Annotated in this window: 16 protein-coding genes; 5 read left to right on the plus strand and 11 right to left on the minus strand. The window is 52.1% G+C overall.

Going from position 1 to position 18,216, the window contains the following annotated elements; genetic code table 11:
* Positions 1-14 precede the first annotated feature (14 nt).
* The 7 genes from dcyD to QLG21_RS01040 all read right to left on the minus strand — a co-directional run bounded on the left by dcyD (position 15) and on the right by QLG21_RS01040 (position 6,686).
* The gene (gene dcyD / locus QLG21_RS01010; protein WP_137848878.1) at positions 15-1,001 is read right to left on the minus strand and encodes a D-cysteine desulfhydrase; all 987 of its coding nucleotides are present in this window, start codon (positions 999-1,001) and stop codon (positions 15-17) included.
* A gap of 106 nt (positions 1,002-1,107) precedes the next feature.
* Positions 1,108-1,908 carry a cystine ABC transporter substrate-binding protein gene (gene tcyJ / locus QLG21_RS01015; protein ID WP_006176124.1) on the minus strand — a complete coding sequence of 267 codons (801 nt, stop codon included), beginning with the start codon at positions 1,906-1,908 and terminating at the stop codon, positions 1,108-1,110.
* A gap of 86 nt (positions 1,909-1,994) precedes the next feature.
* Positions 1,995-2,546: a flagella biosynthesis regulatory protein FliZ gene (fliZ, locus tag QLG21_RS01020; RefSeq protein WP_058610161.1), complete on the minus strand. Its 552-nt coding sequence runs from the start codon at positions 2,544-2,546 to the stop codon at positions 1,995-1,997.
* Between the two features lie 53 nt (positions 2,547-2,599).
* A complete protein-coding gene (locus QLG21_RS01025; protein WP_042320109.1) occupies positions 2,600-3,319 on the minus strand; it encodes an RNA polymerase sigma factor FliA in 720 nt (239 codons plus the stop codon).
* Between the two features lie 312 nt (positions 3,320-3,631).
* Positions 3,632-4,411 (minus strand): hypothetical protein, encoded by a 780-nt coding sequence (locus tag QLG21_RS01030; RefSeq protein WP_282483685.1) that lies wholly within the window; start codon positions 4,409-4,411, stop codon positions 3,632-3,634.
* A complete protein-coding gene (locus QLG21_RS01035; RefSeq protein WP_282483686.1) occupies positions 4,389-5,552 on the minus strand; it encodes a hypothetical protein in 1,164 nt (387 codons plus the stop codon). Before QLG21_RS01035 ends, QLG21_RS01030 begins: the two co-directional genes overlap by 23 nt.
* 6 nt (positions 5,553-5,558) lie before the next feature.
* A complete protein-coding gene (locus tag QLG21_RS01040) occupies positions 5,559-6,686 on the minus strand; it encodes a DegT/DnrJ/EryC1/StrS family aminotransferase (protein ID WP_282483687.1) in 1,128 nt (375 codons plus the stop codon).
* Positions 6,687-6,923: 237 nt separating this feature from the next.
* On the opposite strand from QLG21_RS01040, the gene QLG21_RS01045 reads away from it, so the two are divergent.
* Positions 6,924-7,760, plus strand: coding sequence for a methyltransferase domain-containing protein (locus QLG21_RS01045; protein WP_282483688.1), 837 nt, complete (start codon positions 6,924-6,926; stop codon positions 7,758-7,760).
* Positions 7,761-7,818: 58 nt separating this feature from the next.
* Here QLG21_RS01045 and QLG21_RS01050 read toward each other — a convergent pair whose 3' ends face one another.
* From QLG21_RS01050 to QLG21_RS01060, 3 genes are all read right to left on the minus strand, one after another.
* Positions 7,819-11,334, minus strand: coding sequence for a glycosyltransferase (locus QLG21_RS01050; RefSeq protein ID WP_282483689.1), 3,516 nt, complete (start codon positions 11,332-11,334; stop codon positions 7,819-7,821).
* Between the two features lie 279 nt (positions 11,335-11,613).
* Positions 11,614-12,546 (minus strand): flagellin, encoded by a 933-nt coding sequence (locus tag QLG21_RS01055; RefSeq protein ID WP_282483690.1) that lies wholly within the window; start codon positions 12,544-12,546, stop codon positions 11,614-11,616.
* A 182-nt stretch (positions 12,547-12,728) separates the two neighbouring features.
* Positions 12,729-13,661: a flagellin gene (locus QLG21_RS01060; protein WP_282483691.1), complete on the minus strand. Its 933-nt coding sequence runs from the start codon at positions 13,659-13,661 to the stop codon at positions 12,729-12,731.
* Positions 13,662-13,899: 238 nt separating this feature from the next.
* Between QLG21_RS01060 and fliD the strand changes: the two genes are divergently transcribed.
* From fliD to amyA, 4 genes are all read left to right on the plus strand, one after another.
* Positions 13,900-15,300, plus strand: a complete 1,401-nt coding sequence (gene fliD, locus QLG21_RS01065) for a flagellar filament capping protein FliD (RefSeq protein WP_282483692.1) — start codon at positions 13,900-13,902, stop codon at positions 15,298-15,300.
* Positions 15,301-15,324: 24 nt separating this feature from the next.
* On the plus strand, positions 15,325-15,735 hold the full coding sequence (fliS, locus tag QLG21_RS01070; RefSeq protein WP_137849275.1) for a flagellar export chaperone FliS: 411 nt from the start codon (positions 15,325-15,327) through the stop codon (positions 15,733-15,735).
* The gene (gene fliT / locus QLG21_RS01075) at positions 15,735-16,094 is read left to right on the plus strand and encodes a flagella biosynthesis regulatory protein FliT (protein WP_137849276.1); all 360 of its coding nucleotides are present in this window, start codon (positions 15,735-15,737) and stop codon (positions 16,092-16,094) included. Before fliS ends, fliT begins: the two co-directional genes overlap by 1 nt.
* Before the next feature lie 103 nt (positions 16,095-16,197).
* Positions 16,198-17,685: an alpha-amylase gene (gene amyA, locus QLG21_RS01080; RefSeq protein ID WP_088208196.1), complete on the plus strand. Its 1,488-nt coding sequence runs from the start codon at positions 16,198-16,200 to the stop codon at positions 17,683-17,685.
* Positions 17,686-17,768: 83 nt separating this feature from the next.
* On the opposite strand, the gene yedD is transcribed toward amyA, so the two are convergent.
* Positions 17,769-18,182, minus strand: coding sequence for a lipoprotein YedD (gene yedD / locus QLG21_RS01085; RefSeq protein WP_102890552.1), 414 nt, complete (start codon positions 18,180-18,182; stop codon positions 17,769-17,771).
* Between the last annotated feature and the right edge of the window lie 34 nt (positions 18,183-18,216).

Consider the following 18,216-nt stretch of genomic DNA (forward strand, 5'->3'; position numbering starts at 1 on the left):
TTTCGACCTGATTTTTAAACATGCGGATGATAGGCAAACAGCGCGGGCGCTCCGCCCGTGTGTACGAATAAAATCGGGCCTTCATCCTTAAAGCGCTTGCGGGTAATGCCGTCAATCAGGCCTGCCATCGCCTTGCCCGTGTAGACCGGGTCAAGCAGGATACCTTCCAGACGCGCCAGCAGTTTGACCGCTTCCATACCCTCTTCGTTTGGCGTGCCATAGCCCGGCGCAAAATAGTCATCCCACAGCAGGATCTCGGCTTTTGCCTTCAGCTCTAGCTGCTCAGCCACCGCCTGCTGTAATGTAACGACCTTCGGTTTTTGCTCGGGCACGCTGCGGGACACCGTCACGCCAATCAGTTCAACGTCCGGCATCAGTTGTTCAAGTCCGACCGCCAGCCCGGCATGCGTGCCCGCGCTGCCGGAGGCAACCACCACCGAGGATAAGCTCACTGCGCCTTCACACTGCTGCGCGATTTCCAGCGCGCTCTCCACATAACCCAGCGCCCCCAGTGCATTCGAACCGCCGACCGGGATCACATAGGGCCGAAACCCCTGAGCTTCCAGCCGCGTGGCCAGCTCCTCAAGCTGCGCATTCGGATCGTTCAACGCATCGACCATTTCAACCTGCACGTTGAACAGATCCAGCAGCAGGCGGTTGCCGTTGGTCAGATAGTTTTCCGCATGTGTTCCGATAGGGTTTTCCAGCAGTGCCACGCAGTGCAGCCCCAGCTTCGCCGCCACTGCGGCCGTCTGGCGAACGTGGTTCGACTGAATGGCCCCGGCGGTGATCAGCGTATCCGCCCCTTCGCGCAGGGCATCGGCGGCGAGGAATTCCAGCTTGCGCAGCTTGTTGCCGCCCATCGCCATTGGCGTCACGTCATCCCGTTTGATGAAAATATCGCGTCCTAAATAGTCAGAAAAACGCGGCAGGTACTCCAGCGGCGTGGGTGCCCCAATAAATTCCAGGCGGGGGAAGCGCGTTACATTCTGCAGTGACATGGGTTCTCCGTTAACGCATACAAGAATTGATATTTTTATTATGCACGTAGTCACGTCATAAATAAAAAAGGCGCTTTTAAAAGCGCCTTTTTTTGTCACACAAAGCTTATTTGGTCACGTCGGCGCCGAACCACTTCTCAGACAGCGCCTTCAGGCTGCCGTCTTTTTGCATCTCTGCAATCGCGCCATCGATGGCTTTCAGCAGATCGTCGTTACCTTTACGCACCGCCACACCAGACTCCTGACGAGAGAACGCATCACCCGCAACGGCCAGGGTATTGTTGGTTTTCTTCACCAGGTCCAGCGCGGCCAGACGGTCAACCAGAATGGCATCGATACGGCCGACGCGGAGATCCTGATATTTCGTCGGGTCGTCATCATAGGTACGGATATCTACACCCTGAACGTTCTGACGCAGCCACTCTTCGTAGTTGGTCCCAAGACCGACGCCCACTTTTTTCCCTTTCAGGTCAGCCGCGGACTTAATGGTCCCTTCGTTACCTTTCTTCACCAGCGCCTGGATACCCGACACGGTGTACGGCGTGGAGAAATCATATTTCTTCTTACGCTCATCAGAAATGGTCACCTGATTGATCACCACATCGATGCGTTTAGAGTCCAGCGAGGCCAGCATCCCGTCCCATTTGGTCGGTTTGAGAGAGGCTTTGACGCCCAGGTGCTTCGCCAGCTCTTCGGCAAACTCGACTTCAAAACCGGTCAGTTTACCGTCGTCACCCTGGAAGCTGAACGGAGGATAGGTCCCTTCCAGCCCAACCAGCAGCGTGCCGCGCTCTTTGACTTTATTCAGCAGATTTTCCGCCGCGAACGTTTTCACGCTCATCCCTGCGACCAGCGCAACGGCCATCACACCCATCAGCGCCTGACGACCCAGAAGTGCTAATTTCATATATACCCCGATACAGTGGAATTTTTGAGTAGTGTAGAGAAATCGCCTGCAAGGTCAAAGGCGACTGCGCTACATCTTATTCATTTTTAATATATATCAGAAGTTGTCTCGGCGTGGACTTTCTGCTGTAACGCCACCGGCATTTGTACCTTATATTGCGCGTACTTGCGCAGCGCAATGCGGTAGTTGTTGGTGCTGGTGGCAGGCAACCATGGCTCCAGATTCTCATCCAGATAACCGGTCTTCAGCAGATCAGGGGAAAGGTTCTGCAGAGTGAGATGCTGACCAAGACGGCGCAGGCGCACCACATATTCACGCACGGTGCCGTGGCTCATCTCGGTCTGCTCAAACAGGAACTGTTTGAAGCCGATGATATCAAAGAAGTCGCTTTGCTCTTTGCAATGGAGATCGCCACAGAAACGGCAAAGCGCTACCCACTCTTTTTGCTCTTCGCGCCAGGCGGCTTCATCCAGTAAGGTATCAAGGCGAGAGATCGCAATTTTATTCACGATTTCACCGCGACGTACCAGCGTGATACGGTCGAGTAGCTTGTTACAGTGGGCGCAATGCGTCTGGCTGTGTTTAAAGTCTTTCAGGTAGCGGCTTAGAGGCCGTCTTTTAGCGTGCTGCACCGTCATGATAACTCCTGGTTGTCAATACGTTGTGCGGCATTTTCAGGTGAATGAATCACCTACAACTTACCCAGTTTTGTCCGTAAGCGTTTTATGGCCTGGCTGTGCAGCTGGCTAACCCGCGACTCCCCTACTTCCAGCACCGCGCCAATCTCCTTGAGATTAAGCTCTTCCTGGTAATAAAGGGTCAACACCAGCTGTTCACGTTCTGGTAACGCTTCAATCGCTTCCATCACGCGCTGGCGTAAGTTACCTTCCATTAAATGGTGTAACGGGTTTTCTTGCTGATGCTCATCCGTCACCAGCTCGATACTGTCGCCATGCTCTTCGCGCCACTCGTCGTAAGAGAAGAGTTGGCTATTATTGGTATCGAGCAACATCTGACGATAGTCTTCAACAGCAATACCCAGACGCTCCGCCACTTCTGTTTCCGTCGCGTTGCGCCCCAGTTCCTGTTCCAGCTGTCCCATTGCATGTGCCACTTCGCGCGCGTTGCGGCGAACGCTGCGCGGCACCCAATCGCGGCTGCGCAACTCGTCCAGCATCGCACCACGAATACGCTGAACTGCGTAAGTCGTAAATGCCGTTCCTTGCAGAGCGTCGTATCGGTCAACTGCATTCAATAACCCGATACCGCCCGCCTGTAGCAGATCGTCCAGTTCCACGCTCGCCGGCAACCGCACCTGGAGGCGCAATGCTTCGTGACGCACCAGCGGGACATAACGCTGCCACAGCGAGTGTTTATCCATTACACCTTCAGCGGTATAGAGTGAATTCACGATAAACAGCCCTGCGTTAGTTGAGTTATCGGCATGATTATCCGATTCTGGAGGGGTTTTAATCGGGTGAATAGTGGGTGAAAAAGCAGTTTATTTATGAGTTGCGCCGGTAAAAAAGGGAGATGTAACAAAATGCAGGATAAAAAAGGTGGTCAACGCACGGCGTAAAACCGGCGTTTTTCCTTTTTAATTAGCGTTACATCCTTGAATAACCTCAGGATGAGCGATAATGCCATTGCGCTGAATGCACACTATCCCCACCTGAAGCTATTTCGCCTTATGCAACCCACCCGAAGGTGCGTTCTACTTTTTTTAGCGTTGCTTACTTCGCAGGATAAACACGGGACGATTTAAAAACTCACCCATGTCATCCCGCCGTGCAATATTTTTGTCATTCATATCCTGGTACACGATTGTGCCATTCATATTTACGGCTATCCCAATGTGTTCTATATCCCACCAGGAAGAGGTATGGGTGGTGACATACTCTATTAATTCAGCCTTGGTGCCCGTGGCAAACAGAGGTAAATTCCTGTCTCCCCGCCAGTTAAAACCTAACTGAAATATGAGCGTCCGGCATTTACCCTGCATGCTGTTAAGATGCGTGATGATTTCTTTTCGGGCCTGTTCTCTGTTTAACTGCGAGTCGCCGTAGTCATCGCCCAGATGGTGCAATACGTTCAGCAGAATGGCGGTATCAACATCCAGTTGCTCATTGATAAATTCAAAATAGCGGGCATGAACGTCGCAAGATGCTTCACGCCCTAGCAGCGTGGCACAGTCTTTAACAAACTCAGCATGGGGACGTGTTCCCTCATAGCAAATGACTTTCTTCGCCCCTGCCATCAGCGAGGAAAAGGCGAAAAAACCCATATTGCAGCCAATATCCGCGACAACCTTGTTTTTAAAATCAACCCGCTGCGCGATATAGTCGAAACGCTGTTGTTCGTAACGAGATGAAGGCTGATGCATATCACCACCCAGGAGTCGTGATAACTCAGCAGGTAAAACCTGATACTGCGCATGTTTTCCCGAATCTGATTCGGATCTTAATCGTGTTTTTAATGACTCAATCAGCGCTGGCTGTGACATGCTCACTCCGTAAAACAGAAGACCTACGTTTCAAAAACGATTTAACTGCGGTTATACCCTCATGCGCGAAAAGCCGTAACGTGTCACGCTGTAGGTAAATATCGCTCAGGCACAACCGCGTAATAAACCTGGCCGGGGATTGTCCCGGAGACAAAAACAGCCGCACATTTTTCCCCGAAGCCCGGTTCTGCAACCATCCGTTGAGCCAGAGATAGCGCCGGGGACGGTGCGGCGCGTCGGGACAGGTACCGCTCATGCTAACCCACGCGGGATTGAAGCCATGAGAAACGGCCAGCTCAAAGGGACCCCACAGGCGGGGATTCGCTTCAATGAGATAAGATTGCTCTTTTTCTCTCATTATTTCGACCATGATAAAACCCGCATAACCCGTTGACTGGAGTAACGTGAGTATTTGCGACTCAACCACCTCGTCCGGGCAGGTGCATATTTCGGCAGAGATAATGGATTTGCCTTCGGCCTGCTGTAATAAATTTTTTTGCCACAGTTTTTTGACTATCCCACCGGACATGAACAGCAGAAGATAATAGCTTTCACCGTCGATATACTTCTGGAAAAAATAGTCGCTCGACGCATGGCTCGATGAAAAATCCTGCAGATCGCGAGGGGTAAACAGCAGCTGGGGATAAATCTTTTCACCCGTCACGGTTGAAAATTCTTGTTTTGGTTTGGCAACGCAAGGAAGACCCGTGTTATCAGGAACATCGAGCGGTTCCGGTAGCAAAATACCGTACGTCGCGGCTAACGCATTGAAGGTGGATTTATCGGAAAGTGTGGCATAGAGACTTTCGTCACAAAGCGGAATGGTTAATCCGCTCGCGGTAAATCTCGCACGATGCTCTAACATCACACGGTTAACGGATTCAGCCGTGGGTACATAAATCAACTTATCGGCCGGATAGTTATTCCGAAGGATTTCGATTTGACGGACCATATCATCGGCGTCTAATCGGTCTAACGTGCGACGGGCATCGACCCTGTTTTTATAGGCTGTATAAAAAATTTTGTCGCGTGAAGGGCGTGAAATAATCGAGAAACATGCCCCGGCACGTTTGAAATGACGGCAGCAGGCAATAATTGCGCGTTCATTCGCCCCGCTGAACATAACGAATCGCTGATCCATAGGAAATCACGCCGCCCTTGAATGGCTTAGGTTTACAATCACACCGATTATCCGTTCAATCTCGTCACGTTGTAGATCGGGATAGAGTGGTAAACACAATACGCCAGAGGAGACATGATGCGCGCACGGCAAATTAGAAGGATGCGACGATGTCAGCCCCTTATACATCGGGAATTCTGAAATTAACGGATAAAAATAGCGACGAGTGAATACGTTGTGCTCTTTCAGTTGCTGGTAAAGCTCGTCGCGGGTCAATGGGAAAACGTTATCATCAATAAACACAGGGCAATACGCGTAGTTCCAGTTAACCTCGGAAGGGGTATGAATAAAAGAGATGCCAGGAATGTGACTCAGCGCTTCATAATAATTTTGAAAAATATCTCTGCGCTTAATCAAGGCCTCTTCAATATGTTCCAGCTGCAGCAAACCAAAAGCGGCCTGGAACTCATTCATTTTTCCGTTAATCCCGGGAGCGACAACCGTCGTTTCATCAGCAAAGCCAAAGTTTTTTAGATAATCGATGCGCTTTTTCACCTTGTCATTAGGGCAAATAATCGCGCCCCCTTCGAAGGTATTGAAGACTTTCGTGGCGTGAAAACTCAGTACCGACAGATCGCCGTGATTCAGGATGCTGTTATCGCCCACGCTAACGCCGAACGCATGGGCTGCATCATAAATAACCCGTAGACCGTAATTGTCTGCAATGCGCTGGATCGCCTCAACGTCACACGGCAGGCCATAACAATGCACCGGCATGATGGCCGTGGTCGCGGGCGTAATTGCCGCCTCAATCTTTGCCGGATCCATGTTACACGTGGCGGGATCGACATCCACAAATACGGGTTTGATATTATTCCACAGCAACGCATGGGAAGTGGCCACAAATGAATAAGGCGTGGTAATGACTTCCCCTGAAATACGAAGCGCCTGAAGCGCGGTCATGAGCGCCAGCGTCCCGTTTGCAAACAGGCTCATATGACCAACCCCAAGATATTCCGTCAGCGCCTGCTCAAGTTGAATATGAAATGGCCCACCGTTGGTCAGTTTTTTGCTTTGCCAAATCTCTTCCAGATAGGGAATAAACGATTCCAGAGGAGGCAGCAACGGGCTTGTCACCATCACATTCTTGTTCATTTCAGTTCAACCCAGCATCAGCTTAATCTACCTGACAGTATATTTTCTTGCAGGCGCGCTAATCGCTCTATAAACGCGGTGAAACAGGGTTAAACCAACTGATAACTTACCCATCAGGCAAGCCCTTTCCTGCAGCGCCAATCCGTAAAAATATGACTAAAAGTGATGGATACTCCACCGCTGGGTGTTCGACATTTGTGTCACTCTTTGCTACAAACTGATGCTCACAGGAAATTTATGACTACGCCAACCTGCCTGATTTGTGATTCGGAAATGCAGTTTTATTTCCAGAAAGATAAATACCATGCACCCTCAATGGATGTTCTTACCCGCGATTTGGTTCCTGTGCTTTTTTATGAGTGCCCACGATGCCATTTTCTCAGCTCAAAAACACATAAAGAAATACCGTTTCAGCGATGGGAAAAACTCAATACCGATTATCACCATCACCACAGCGAATCCGGCGGAAGAAGTGTAAGTGGGTTCAACGCACCGCCCTATATAGAGCAAGCGCTGATGATTGAACTTCTGGCCCGGCATAATGTTGTCGATGTCAGCAGCGTGCTTGACTATGCCGCAGGTTACGGAAGGCTGAGCCATTTGTTACGCAAGTACTTTAACCGCGATATTCCCTGTTACGATAAGTATGTGAGGAATCCGGAGCATCATTACATCGATGAACCGCAGAAAAAAAACTGGTCAATGGTCATCAACTCAGCCATGTTCGAGCATGTGCTTACCCGGCAGGATCTGGACGACGTTAACGACCTCGTCTCGGATAACGGTTCGCTGCTGATCCACACCGTAGTGGTTGATCGCATACCAAAGGATCCCGCCTGGTTTTATACAGACGTTCCAGTGCATACGGTTGTCCATACCAATAAAAGTATGAACATTTTGATGGAACAGTGGGGTTATAGATCGTCGATATATAGCCCTAAAAGTAAATGCTGGATCTTGCTACGTGAGCCTTACGCCACGGTTAAGCCACGCATCGAGCAGATTAATGACGAGCTGCAGACCTGTTGGTTTTATGGCAAAGACGGGTTTATGGATTACTGGAAAACACGTTAGGCCGATTCGCTTGCCGGGGCAGCGCCTAAAAAAGGGCGGATTATCCGCCCTTAACATATTAATCAGGTAACCAGGCTTTAGCCCACAGGGCAGCGCTGTCGGCATTGTGCATCCAGTCGCGGAAAATCGTGGTCTGTAGGGCTTTACCCATTCGCTCACTCTGCGCAGGATTATCCAGATGGAAACGCAGCGCGTCGGCCCAATCCTTATAGCGGTTTCGCACGCGCGTCACCTCATCTATTGAGCGGTAACACTCAACATCGCTACAAATAACCGGGATCGCGCATGCCCCATACTCCAGCAGGCGAAGGTTACTTTTACAGGCATTGAACAGATTGTCTTCCACCGGAGCAATCGCCAGATCGAGATTAAGCGATGCGAGCTTGCGCGGATAAACCTCGATATCCACGCCATGATGAAACTCATGCACGTACGGCAAAAGTTTATCCGGACACATGCCCAAAAAGATCCAGTCCACTTCACTGGCGAAAGCTTTTACCACGTCGGCAATCATTTCCAGATCGCCGCGGTGACTTGATCCCCCTGCCCAGCCTACCCGGGGCTTGCGACCCTGCTGGCGAAGGCTGGTTAAGCCAGACCACCAGTCAGCGGAGACCCTGTTTTGCATAACGACAATATTAGGATGATAAGGTGAAAAAGCATCTGCTAAAGGTTGCGTCGAAACCACAAAACGATCCATGTAACTGAGCGTCTTACGCAGGTTTTTCAACGTATCGCTGTCAAATTCCTGCTTGTGCTGGTTCTTCACTGGAATATTAGGCAGGTAATCATCCAGTTCGAACACGCTGAAGATCCCGGTGCGTTTTTTCACGACCCGCATCCATTGCTGAAACTCCGGCGTGAATTGCCGTTGAATAATGATGCTGTCAGGTTTGTAGCGTGCCAGCGCGGGCATGCTCGCCAGTCCGGGCGAGAGTTTGCCGTCGACACGCTGATGCTCAACCATGGATTCAAACGGCTTAATGATACGATAGTAACCACAGCCCGCATAATCACCCATATGCGGCATCACAACCGGTAACGGGTTCCAGGATAAGGGCCGCCAGCTAAGCTTACTGTCCGGGTTCACCATAAACTGTTCGCTGCTCAGCGAAAGGTTGATGTTGTACGCCGGATCGTTACAGAGGATCGGCATCCAGCGCCGAAACATCTCATCCTCTTCACGTTCCTTTTGCTCGCGCAAGGTTGTTTTTTCTCGCTCGGAAAGTGCCTCTTTCGGCCCAACCGTCCGCAGCACGGTTGCGGATGGTGTCCACACAGTAAACCAGCCCTGCTCACGAATACGCAGGCACAGGTCTATGTCCCAGAACGAATCTAAAGCATCATCGATGCCGCCCGCGGCATCGAAAGCCTGTTTATCCACCAGCATGAAATCGCCTGAGACAGCGCTGTAGTTTTGATCCGCGTGCAGCCTTCCCATGTAGCTTTTAAAGCTGTCATCCGTGCCATAAAAAGCTTCGCCAGCAACACCATTGACCCCCAACAGATATCCGGCATGGCGAACCGTTCCGTCACCGTAAAGCTGTTTTCCACCCACTACGCCCACTTCAGGGCGCTGCCCGTGATTGAGCAATGCATTTAGCCAGCCGGGTTGCGTGATAACCAGATCCGGATGCACAAACGCAACATATCGCCCTTGCGCCACCGTCGATGCTTGATTGTATGCCCGGGCATGTGAGGTGATATCCTCTGCATAACACACCTTGATCCGGGCAGGATCGATTTCCGCCAGACCGTTGAGCCAGGTCGTCACCTCGGAGGGTGCCGTTTGGTCAGCGATCACAATCATCTCATAATGCGGCCACTGCGTTTTTTCGATAACCGAGGTCACGCAGGTGACCAGCGGGGCGACGCGGTCCCCTGCAGCAATAATGATTGAGACCAAAGGCACATCGGCATGACCGTACTGGATATGGTAATGGCCGAAAATATCGACCTCGATCTGCGCATCGGCATAGCCGCGATTGTGCAGGTGACGCAGCAGGATACGTTGTTCCTGATCCGGCGCGGCAGCGGGGTTCATCCCCAGGAACAGCGGCTCCGCCAAATGACCGAGCGGAGCAAATCCCTGGCTTTCGATAAGCTTAATAAGGAGGTCAAACTCAAACGCCGCGCCCATGCTGGCGTCGATCCCGAACTGAGTGATCGTTTCACCGCGCAGGAACCAGCTGCGTGCCAGCATCTGCGGCTGACTCAGAAAAAGGTCAAGGTTGAAATCCGATTTGAATTTACCCCCAATGACCTTCTGGTCGATGGTGAAAATTTCATCGCCATAAATGGCAGACAGAGACTCTGCCTCGATAAGCGTCGAGGCGAGAGACGTCAAACCGGAATCATAGAACTCTCCGCCTGCCTCGAAGGCGATAAACCAGCCGCGCGGGCGCTCGGTAGCCAGTTCTTCCAGTGCATGATGGAGACCTACCGATGCCGGGAACGTGCGAACATGTTCGACGTTTTCCATGCCTACGACGACCGGATGAATCGTTAACCCGCTATAGCGTTTGTGCATCAGGGAGGCGAGCGTCTTCTCAACATCCTGAGCGCCGCGTCCGCCAAAGATCACTACGGTCAGGTCAGCAGCGTCCACGCTTGCATTGCGCTCGTCCATCAAGCTTTGTTGCGCAGTGGGAACCTGACGCTGCTGCAACCAGTCGGCGAGTTGCGACTCTTTCATCCCCGCCTGGATCTCGCTGGAGATATCACGCAGGACAAACTGGTCGGGCTTCGTAAAACTCGCTACGCGTATATGGCGAAGCGGCGTTGTGGTCTCATCCCCCATGTCGAGAAGCTTGAGCCGTTTTGGAAATTCAATGTGGGTTTTCTCTGCGCGTGAATCGCGTTCACGTCCCAGCTGGCTGACCTGCTGGCGGGAGACACGCAGAGAAGAAAGCGGCTTAACGAGGTAGGCTACGTCCCCTTTCTGAAGGATCTTCATATAGATGGTCAGATCGCCAAGGAAATGCATCACCAAACCATCAAGCGCAAACAGCCCATCAGGCTGTTCCATAAGATCCAGTAAATCCTGTCGATACATCAGCACCGTGCTGGGTTCGCCGATGAAATTGACGATCTCCTGTAACTGGTAACTGACGATATCCCGGCCATTGAGGATTGAATCTTCCGCCACGATGGGGACGGTTGCGCCAATATCACAAAGGCGTTCACCATACACACCAATTCGGCTGCGCCGGGATGTCGCGAGTCGTACCGACGGAAATTGTTGTAAGGCTTTTACAAGGGACGAAACGCACTGCGGCTCGATCGTATCGTCATCGTACAGAAACTTGATGTACTCCCCTTTCGCCTCGCGGATGCATTGCATCACGTTTTTGGCTTCGCCCAGAGCGGGTACGTTTCGGATGTAAGTCAGCGGGAAAGGAGAAAGGGATTGATACCGGGAGACAATGTCAGAAATGTCATTATTGGGGCAATCGTCTGAAACTATGATTTCAATATTGTCATAATCTTGCGCGAAAGCACACCGTAATGCCTCCTCGAACCAGGATGACTTATAGGCAGGCAGGACAAGGCTAACCAGCGTGGATGGCGACATAACGAGATTCCCTATGATGGCTCCTGGACACCACGGTATCGGCATCCGTTTATGATAAGCACGATACTGGATTGATACTGATTCAATCCCGATAACACACGGTGAAAACTCATGGTTTCCTGACGTTTGTCTCTGGACGTAGATCGCGGTTAAGGCTGGAGAGAAAAATGGCCGTAAGACTGGCTGAATGCTGGCTTAACGCCAAATACGTTGAGTTTCTGTGAGCAAGACGCATAAAAAAGCCCCGGCCATAGGGCCGGGGCTTTTACGCGTTTTATATTAACGCAGCAGGGACAGCATGGTCTGCGGAACCTGGTTGGCCTGAGCCAGTACGGAAGAGCCAGCCTGCTGCAGGATCTGCGCGCGGGACATGTTGGACACTTCTGTCGCGTAGTCGGAATCCTGAATACGGCTGCGGGCAGCGGACAGGTTGTTCACGGTGTTGTTCAGGTTGGTGATGGTGGACTCGAAACGGTTCTGAGACGCACCCAGCAGGCTACGCTGAGAGTCAACCGCTTTGATCGCCGCATCGATGTCTGCCAGCGGAGCGGAGCCAGATGCTGCACCGCTTGCGCCGCCGGTAACGGAGCCTTTCAGCACGTCAAAGCCCACAGCCTGAGTGGAGCGCTGGGTACCGTTAACGGTATCGCCAGATGCCATGGTTTTGGTGTTCAGTGCACCGCCGGACGCGCCAGCCGCCGCCAGGTTGAAGCTGTCGCTCGCGCTCAGGGTGATGCCGATGGTTTCGCCATCTTTTGCACCAACCTGGAAGCTGTAGTTGCTGGTGCCGGAACCGGTGTTCAGCACTTTGATGCCGTTGAAGTCGGTCTGGGACGTAACGCGGTTAACTTCCTTCATACGCTCGTTCACTTCCGCCTGAATGGAGTCGATATCAGATGCGGAGTTAGAGCTGTTCTGCGCCTGAACGGTCAGGTCACGGATACGCTGCAGGTTGTTGTTGATTTCGCCCAGCGCGCCTTCAGCGGTCTGCGCCAGAGAGATACCGTCGTTGGCGTTACGTGCAGCAACGGTCAGGCCGTTGATGTTAGACGTGAAACGGTTGGCGATTGCCTGGCCTGCAGCGTCATCTTTCGCGCTGTTAATACGCAGGCCGGAGGACAGGCGCTCAATCGCGGTGCCCAGAGAAGACTGAGATTTGCTCAGGTTGTTCTGAGTCATCAGCGACAGAGTGTTAGTATTAATCACTGCCATAATAGTTGTCCTTAGTAAAGTATTGAGTTACGGCATGCGGCCAGGGGCTTCATCGCCTTCATAAAGGTTATCGACAAGGCCTCTGCAAACTTTAGAACTTTCGTTCTTATTTTCTTTTTTTTCTTTGATTTTAAACGAAAAAAGCGCCGACATGCGGCGCTTTTGTTGTGGCGTTAATACTCTTAACGCAGCAGGGACAGCATGGTCTGCGGAACCTGGTTGGCCTGAGCCAGTACGGAAGAGCCAGCCTGCTGCAGGATCTGCGCGCGGGACATGTTGGACACTTCTGTCGCGTAGTCGGAATCCTGAATACGGCTGCGGGCAGCAGACAGGTTGTTCACGGTATTGTTCAGGTTGGTGATGGTGGACTCGAAACGGTTCTGAGACGCACCCAGCAGGCTGCGCTGGGAGTCAACCGCTTTGATCGCCGCATCGATGTCTGCCAGCGGAGCGGAGCCAGATGCTGCGCCGCTTGCGCCGCCTGTTACCGCACCTTTCAACACGTCAAAGCCCACAGCCTGAGTGGAACGCTGGGTACCGTTAACGGTATCGCCAGATGCCATGGTTTTGGTGTTCAGTGCACCGCCGGACGCGCCAGCAGCCGCCAGGTTGAAGCTGTCGCTCGCGCTCAGGGTGATGCCGATGGTTTCACCATCTTTCGCGCCAACCTGGAAGCTGTAGTTGCTGGTGCCGGAACCGGTGTTCAGCACTTTGATGCCGTTGAAGTCGGTCTGGGACGTAACGCGATTAACTTCCTTCATACGCTCGTTCACTTCCGCCTGAATGGAGTCGATATCAGATGCGGAGTTAGAGCTGTTCTGCGCCTGAACGGTCAGGTCACGGATACGCTGCAGGTTGTTGTTGATTTCGCCCAGCGCGCCTTCAGCGGTCTGCGCCAGAGAGATACCGTCGTTGGCGTTACGTGCAGCAACGGTCAGGCCGTTGATGTTAGACGTGAAACGGTTGGCGATTGCCTGGCCTGCAGCGTCATCTTTCGCGCTGTTAATACGCAGGCCGGAGGACAGACGCTCAATCGCGGTGCCCAGGGAAGACTGAGACTTAGTCAGGTTGTTCTGAGTCATCAGAGACAGGGTGTTAGTATTAATAACAGCCATGGTGTATTCCTTTGAAAAAGTTGTCGATATCAGGCATCTGCCTACGGCTTTCTCACCGTCAATCAGATTATCGACACCCCTTTCTCGATCTTTAGAAAAAAAGATCATTTTTTTAAAGACGCAAACTGCCCGATATTCCCCCGCTTTATTCCGGCATTGGATTTAAAAAATAACGCTAATCTTTTTCTCGTTTCTGCCGATAGTGCATCCAGTGATTGTCTCAATAAAGGATGAAAAAATGGCAAGTATCAGTTCGCTCGGCGCAGGTACCAATCTTGGACTCAGCACCCTGTATGACAACTTACAAACAGCAGAGCAAACCAAGCTGACGCCGATTACCACGCAGCAGACCTCGTATAAAGCAAAGCTGACGGCCTGGAACGTGGTGCAGACATCATTAACCAAATTACAGACCGCGACTGACGCGCTGAAAAATACGTCGTCAATTGCTCAGGCAAAAGTGTCCAGCACTAATACTGCGTTTAGCGCATCGCTTGCGAATAACGCGACAGCAGGAACCTATTCTGTTGAGGTAAACAAGCTTGCCGCGGCGCAATCGTTACTCAGCCCGAAAGTGGCGAGTAAAGATACCGATCTTGGCGACAGCAGCATGAGCTCGCGCACCATCACGATCTCCCAGCCGGGCCAGAAAGATCCGATGACCGTGACGCTGGCGAGTGATAAAACCAGCCTGGCTGACGTGCGCGATGCCATCAACGCCAAACAGGGCAGCGTTACCGCAAGTATCATTAAAGCGGACGATAACAGCTACTACCTGTCGCTGACCTCACGCGACAGCGGTACGACGAATAAAATGACCGTCTCAACCGATGATGCAGCCTTAGCGCAGTACATTAGCTACGACGAGAGCGGTGCATCCAGTGCGATGACGGAGCAGGTTAAAGCGTCAGACGCCGTGGTGAAAATTAACGGGATTGAAATCACCCGTAGCAGCAACACTATTACAGACGCACCGGAAGGCGTGACGCTTAACCTGACTAAAACGAATACAGGTAACCCGGAAACCCTGACGGTGGTGAAAGATAACCAGCCGATGGTGGATGCGATCCAGGCGTTTGTGGATGCTTATAACTCGCTGCAAACGACGATCACTAATCAGACGAAGTACACCTCGGTCGATCAGGGCAGCGGTACGCAAGACACCAGTAACGGTGATCTGTTAGGTGATGGCACGTTGCGCAGCATTCAAACGCAGCTTCGTTCAAAGCTTTCCAGCTCACAGGGCGGCAACCTGGGATTACTGTCTCAGCTCGGCGTCACTCAGGATCTTACCGGCAAGCTTACCGTAGACAGTACCAAACTCAACAAAGCGCTGAATGAAAAATCGGCCGACGTGGTTTCATTCCTGTCGGGAGATGGCAAAACCACCGGGTTCGCCACGGAAACCAGCAACCTGCTGAAAACCATGTTGGGCAACGACGGTTCGGTTAAAAGCGCCACCGATGGTATTAACAAGACGCTGAAAAATCTGTCCGAAGAGTACGATCGCGTCAATGCGCAGATTACCGCCACCATGGCGCGCTACAAAACGCAGTTTACAAGTTTGAGTCAGTTGGTGTCGCAGATGGACTCCACGGGAAGCTACCTGACCCAACAGTTCAATGCCATGAACAGTTAATGAATGATGAATTGAGGTTTTACCATGTATACAAAATCGGGAATTCAGGCTTACGCCCAGGTCGGTGTTGAATCTGCCGTCCTGAGCGCCAGCCCGCATCAACTGGTGGTACTTCTTTTTGATGGCGCATTAAGCGCCATGAAAAAAGCCGCCATTTTGATTGAACAAGGCGATATTCCCGGTAAAGGGCAGGCCTTAAGTAAAGCAATCAATATTATCAGCAACGGTTTGCAGTCAGGTCTTAATCATGATGTTGGCGGCGATTTGACTGCAAACCTTGATAGTCTTTACGACTATATGACAAGGCGTCTTTTACAGGCCAACCTCCATAATGACATCGATGCCATTAATGAAGTGGTGGAGTTGCTGAACAACATCGCTGAAGCCTGGAAAGAGATAGGCCCCCATTCTCAAAACATGCGGGACAATTACTAATGGACGTCAATCTCGGGTTGCTCCAACACTATCAGCAGTTGTTAAAAACCAGCACGACCATGCTCGCACTGACCAAAGCCGGACGGTGGGACGATCTTATTGCTTACGAAGTTGATTACCTGACGGCGGTCGAAAAGCTTACTCTTTTTCAGGATGCCAGCGATATTCCTGCGGCCATGCAGGCACAGATCCGCCCTATTCTACGACAAATCCTCGATAATGAAGTGGAGCTAAAAACCTTACTGCAACAGCGCATGGAAGAGCTGCGAGCACTGGTTGGACAGACATCGAGACAACATAATCTGAATGCAACCTATGGACGTTTATCAGGAAATGTTCTTTACCCTACCGACCTCTGATCAGGGTATGACAGTAAGCGGATGAATAATATTTTGTTATTTCATCCGCGTTTTTCTCCCGCCTCGCCCATACTCTCTATGATCTCAATCTGGAGCACGGACGATGAAAAACCCCACCCTATTACAATGTTTTCACTGGTACTACCCTACTGGCGGCGAGTTATGGCCCGAGGTCACGGCGTTAGCCCCAAATCTGAATGAAATCGGCATCAATATGGTCTGGCTGCCCCCGGCGTATAAAGGCGCATCCGGCGGCTATTCCGTGGGCTACGACTCGTACGATCTGTTCGACCTTGGCGAGTTTGACCAGAAAGGCAGCGTAGCCACGAAATATGGTGACAAGGCCCAGCTGCTTGAGGCCATCAGCGCCCTGAAAAGCAACGACATTGCGGTGCTGCTGGACGTGGTGGTTAACCACAAAATGGGGGCAGACGAGAAAGAGCCTGTTCGCGTGCAGCGCGTGAATCAGGAGGATCGCACGCAGATTGACGATGAAATCATCGAGTGTGAGGCCTGGACCCGCTACAGCTTCCCCGTTCGCGCGGGGCAGTATTCGCAGTTCGTCTGGGACTATAAATGTTTCAGCGGCATTGACCATATCGAAAACCCCAACGAAGACGGCATCTTTAAAATCGTTAACGATTACACCGGCGATGGCTGGAACGATCAGGTCGATAATGAAATGGGTAACTTCGACTACCTGATGGGTGAAAACATCGATTTTCGCAATCGTGCCGTTACCGAAGAGATCAAATACTGGGCACGCTGGGTGATGGAACAGACGCAGTGCGATGGCTTCCGTCTGGATGCGGTTAAGCACATTCCCGCCTGGTTCTATAAAGAGTGGATTGAACACGTTCAGGAAGTGTCGGAAAAACCGCTGTTCGTGGTGGCAGAATACTGGTCACACGACGTCGACGCGCTGAAGAACTATATTGATCAGGTCGAGGGCAAAACCATGCTGTTCGATGCCCCGCTGCAGATGAATTTCCACGAAGCGTCGCGCATGGGCCGCGACTACGACATGAGCCAGATCTTTACCGGCACCCTGGTTGAAACGGACCCGTTCCACGCCGTCACCCTGGTGGCTAACCACGACACCCAGCCGCTGCAGGCGCTGGAAGCGCCGGTAGAAGCCTGGTTCAAACCGCTGGCGTATGCGCTTATTCTGCTGCGCGAGAACGGCGTTCCGAGCGTGTTCTATCCCGATTTGTTCGGTGCGACCTACGACGACACCGGCGGTGACGGCGAGACGTATCACATTGAGATGCCAGTCATTGAACAGCTTCACGAGCTGATCCTCGCCCGCCAGCGTTTTGCCCACGGGGTACAAACCCTGTTCTTCGATCATCCCAACTGCATTGCGTTTAGCCGCAGTGGAACCGAAGACGACCCCGGCTGCGTGGTGGTCCTTTCCAATGGCGATGACGGTGAGAAGACGATCTGCCTTGGCGAGAACTACGGCAACAAAACCTGGCGTGATTTTCTTGGCAACCGGGAAGAGACGGTGACTACCGCAGCGGATGGCGAAGGCACCTTTACCTGCAATGGCGGAAGCGTAAGCGTGTGGGTGATTGAGGACGCGTTGTAAATACTTTGCCGGGTGGCGCTAAGACCTTTCGGGCAAGGGTTTTGTGGGCCGGGTAAGGCGCAGCCGCCACCCGGCTAAAAACACTAAGGTAGCTGACTCTCCAGCGGATGTTTGCTGAGGAAGTCAGCGCACTCGACCGTTGGACGGTCAACCCGGTGAAGCTCCATGCCGTCATACTCCAGCACGCCATCGTCAAGCTCAAGCGGATACACATCCCGCTTTTGGGTCACGTTATAGTAGTCATCCGAACGGAGCATCAGTTTGCCCGGCACCGCCAGAACGCGCTGCCACTGGCGGCAATCCAGCGTATCGCCCTCCTGCGTCACCACCAGCGTGGCAATCGCCTCCGGGCTTACCATGCTGCTTTGCGGCCCTTTTGACTGCCAGTACCCCGTCAGCTGCGCCGGAGCAGGATGCTTAATCACGTCCTGGTAATTCTCGACCTGTACACATCCGGTCAATGCCAGCAGTGCGCCAGCAAATGCTATTTTTTTCATCATCTTTCCCGCGTGCGAAGAAAAAAATATTGTG

It is taken from the genome of Enterobacter sp. V87_3 (genome assembly GCF_029967835.1).
Classification (GTDB): domain Bacteria; phylum Pseudomonadota; class Gammaproteobacteria; order Enterobacterales; family Enterobacteriaceae; genus Enterobacter; species Enterobacter cancerogenus.

Bases quoted from the DNA above. Each gene is read 5' to 3' on its own strand.
- dcyD (WP_137848878.1), bottom strand. From the start codon at position 1,001: ATGTCACTGCAGAATGTAACGCGCTTCCCCCGCCTGGAATTTATTGGG.
- tcyJ (WP_006176124.1), bottom strand. From the start codon at position 1,908: ATGAAATTAGCACTTCTGGGTCGTCAGGCGCTGATGGGTGTGATGGCC.
- fliZ (WP_058610161.1), bottom strand. From the start codon at position 2,546: ATGACGGTGCAGCACGCTAAAAGACGGCCTCTAAGCCGCTACCTGAAA.
- QLG21_RS01030 (WP_282483685.1), bottom strand. From the start codon at position 4,411: ATGTCACAGCCAGCGCTGATTGAGTCATTAAAAACACGATTAAGATCC.
- QLG21_RS01035 (WP_282483686.1), bottom strand. From the start codon at position 5,552: ATGGATCAGCGATTCGTTATGTTCAGCGGGGCGAATGAACGCGCAATT.
- QLG21_RS01040 (WP_282483687.1), bottom strand. From the start codon at position 6,686: ATGAACAAGAATGTGATGGTGACAAGCCCGTTGCTGCCTCCTCTGGAA.
- QLG21_RS01045 (WP_282483688.1), top strand. From the start codon at position 6,924: ATGACTACGCCAACCTGCCTGATTTGTGATTCGGAAATGCAGTTTTAT.
- QLG21_RS01050 (WP_282483689.1), bottom strand. From the start codon at position 11,334: ATGTCGCCATCCACGCTGGTTAGCCTTGTCCTGCCTGCCTATAAGTCA.
- QLG21_RS01055 (WP_282483690.1), bottom strand. From the start codon at position 12,546: ATGGCAGTGATTAATACTAACACTCTGTCGCTGATGACTCAGAACAAC.
- QLG21_RS01060 (WP_282483691.1), bottom strand. From the start codon at position 13,661: ATGGCTGTTATTAATACTAACACCCTGTCTCTGATGACTCAGAACAAC.
- fliD (WP_282483692.1), top strand. From the start codon at position 13,900: ATGGCAAGTATCAGTTCGCTCGGCGCAGGTACCAATCTTGGACTCAGC.
- fliS (WP_137849275.1), top strand. From the start codon at position 15,325: ATGTATACAAAATCGGGAATTCAGGCTTACGCCCAGGTCGGTGTTGAA.
- fliT (WP_137849276.1), top strand. From the start codon at position 15,735: ATGGACGTCAATCTCGGGTTGCTCCAACACTATCAGCAGTTGTTAAAA.
- amyA (WP_088208196.1), top strand. From the start codon at position 16,198: ATGAAAAACCCCACCCTATTACAATGTTTTCACTGGTACTACCCTACT.
- yedD (WP_102890552.1), bottom strand. From the start codon at position 18,182: ATGAAAAAAATAGCATTTGCTGGCGCACTGCTGGCATTGACCGGATGT.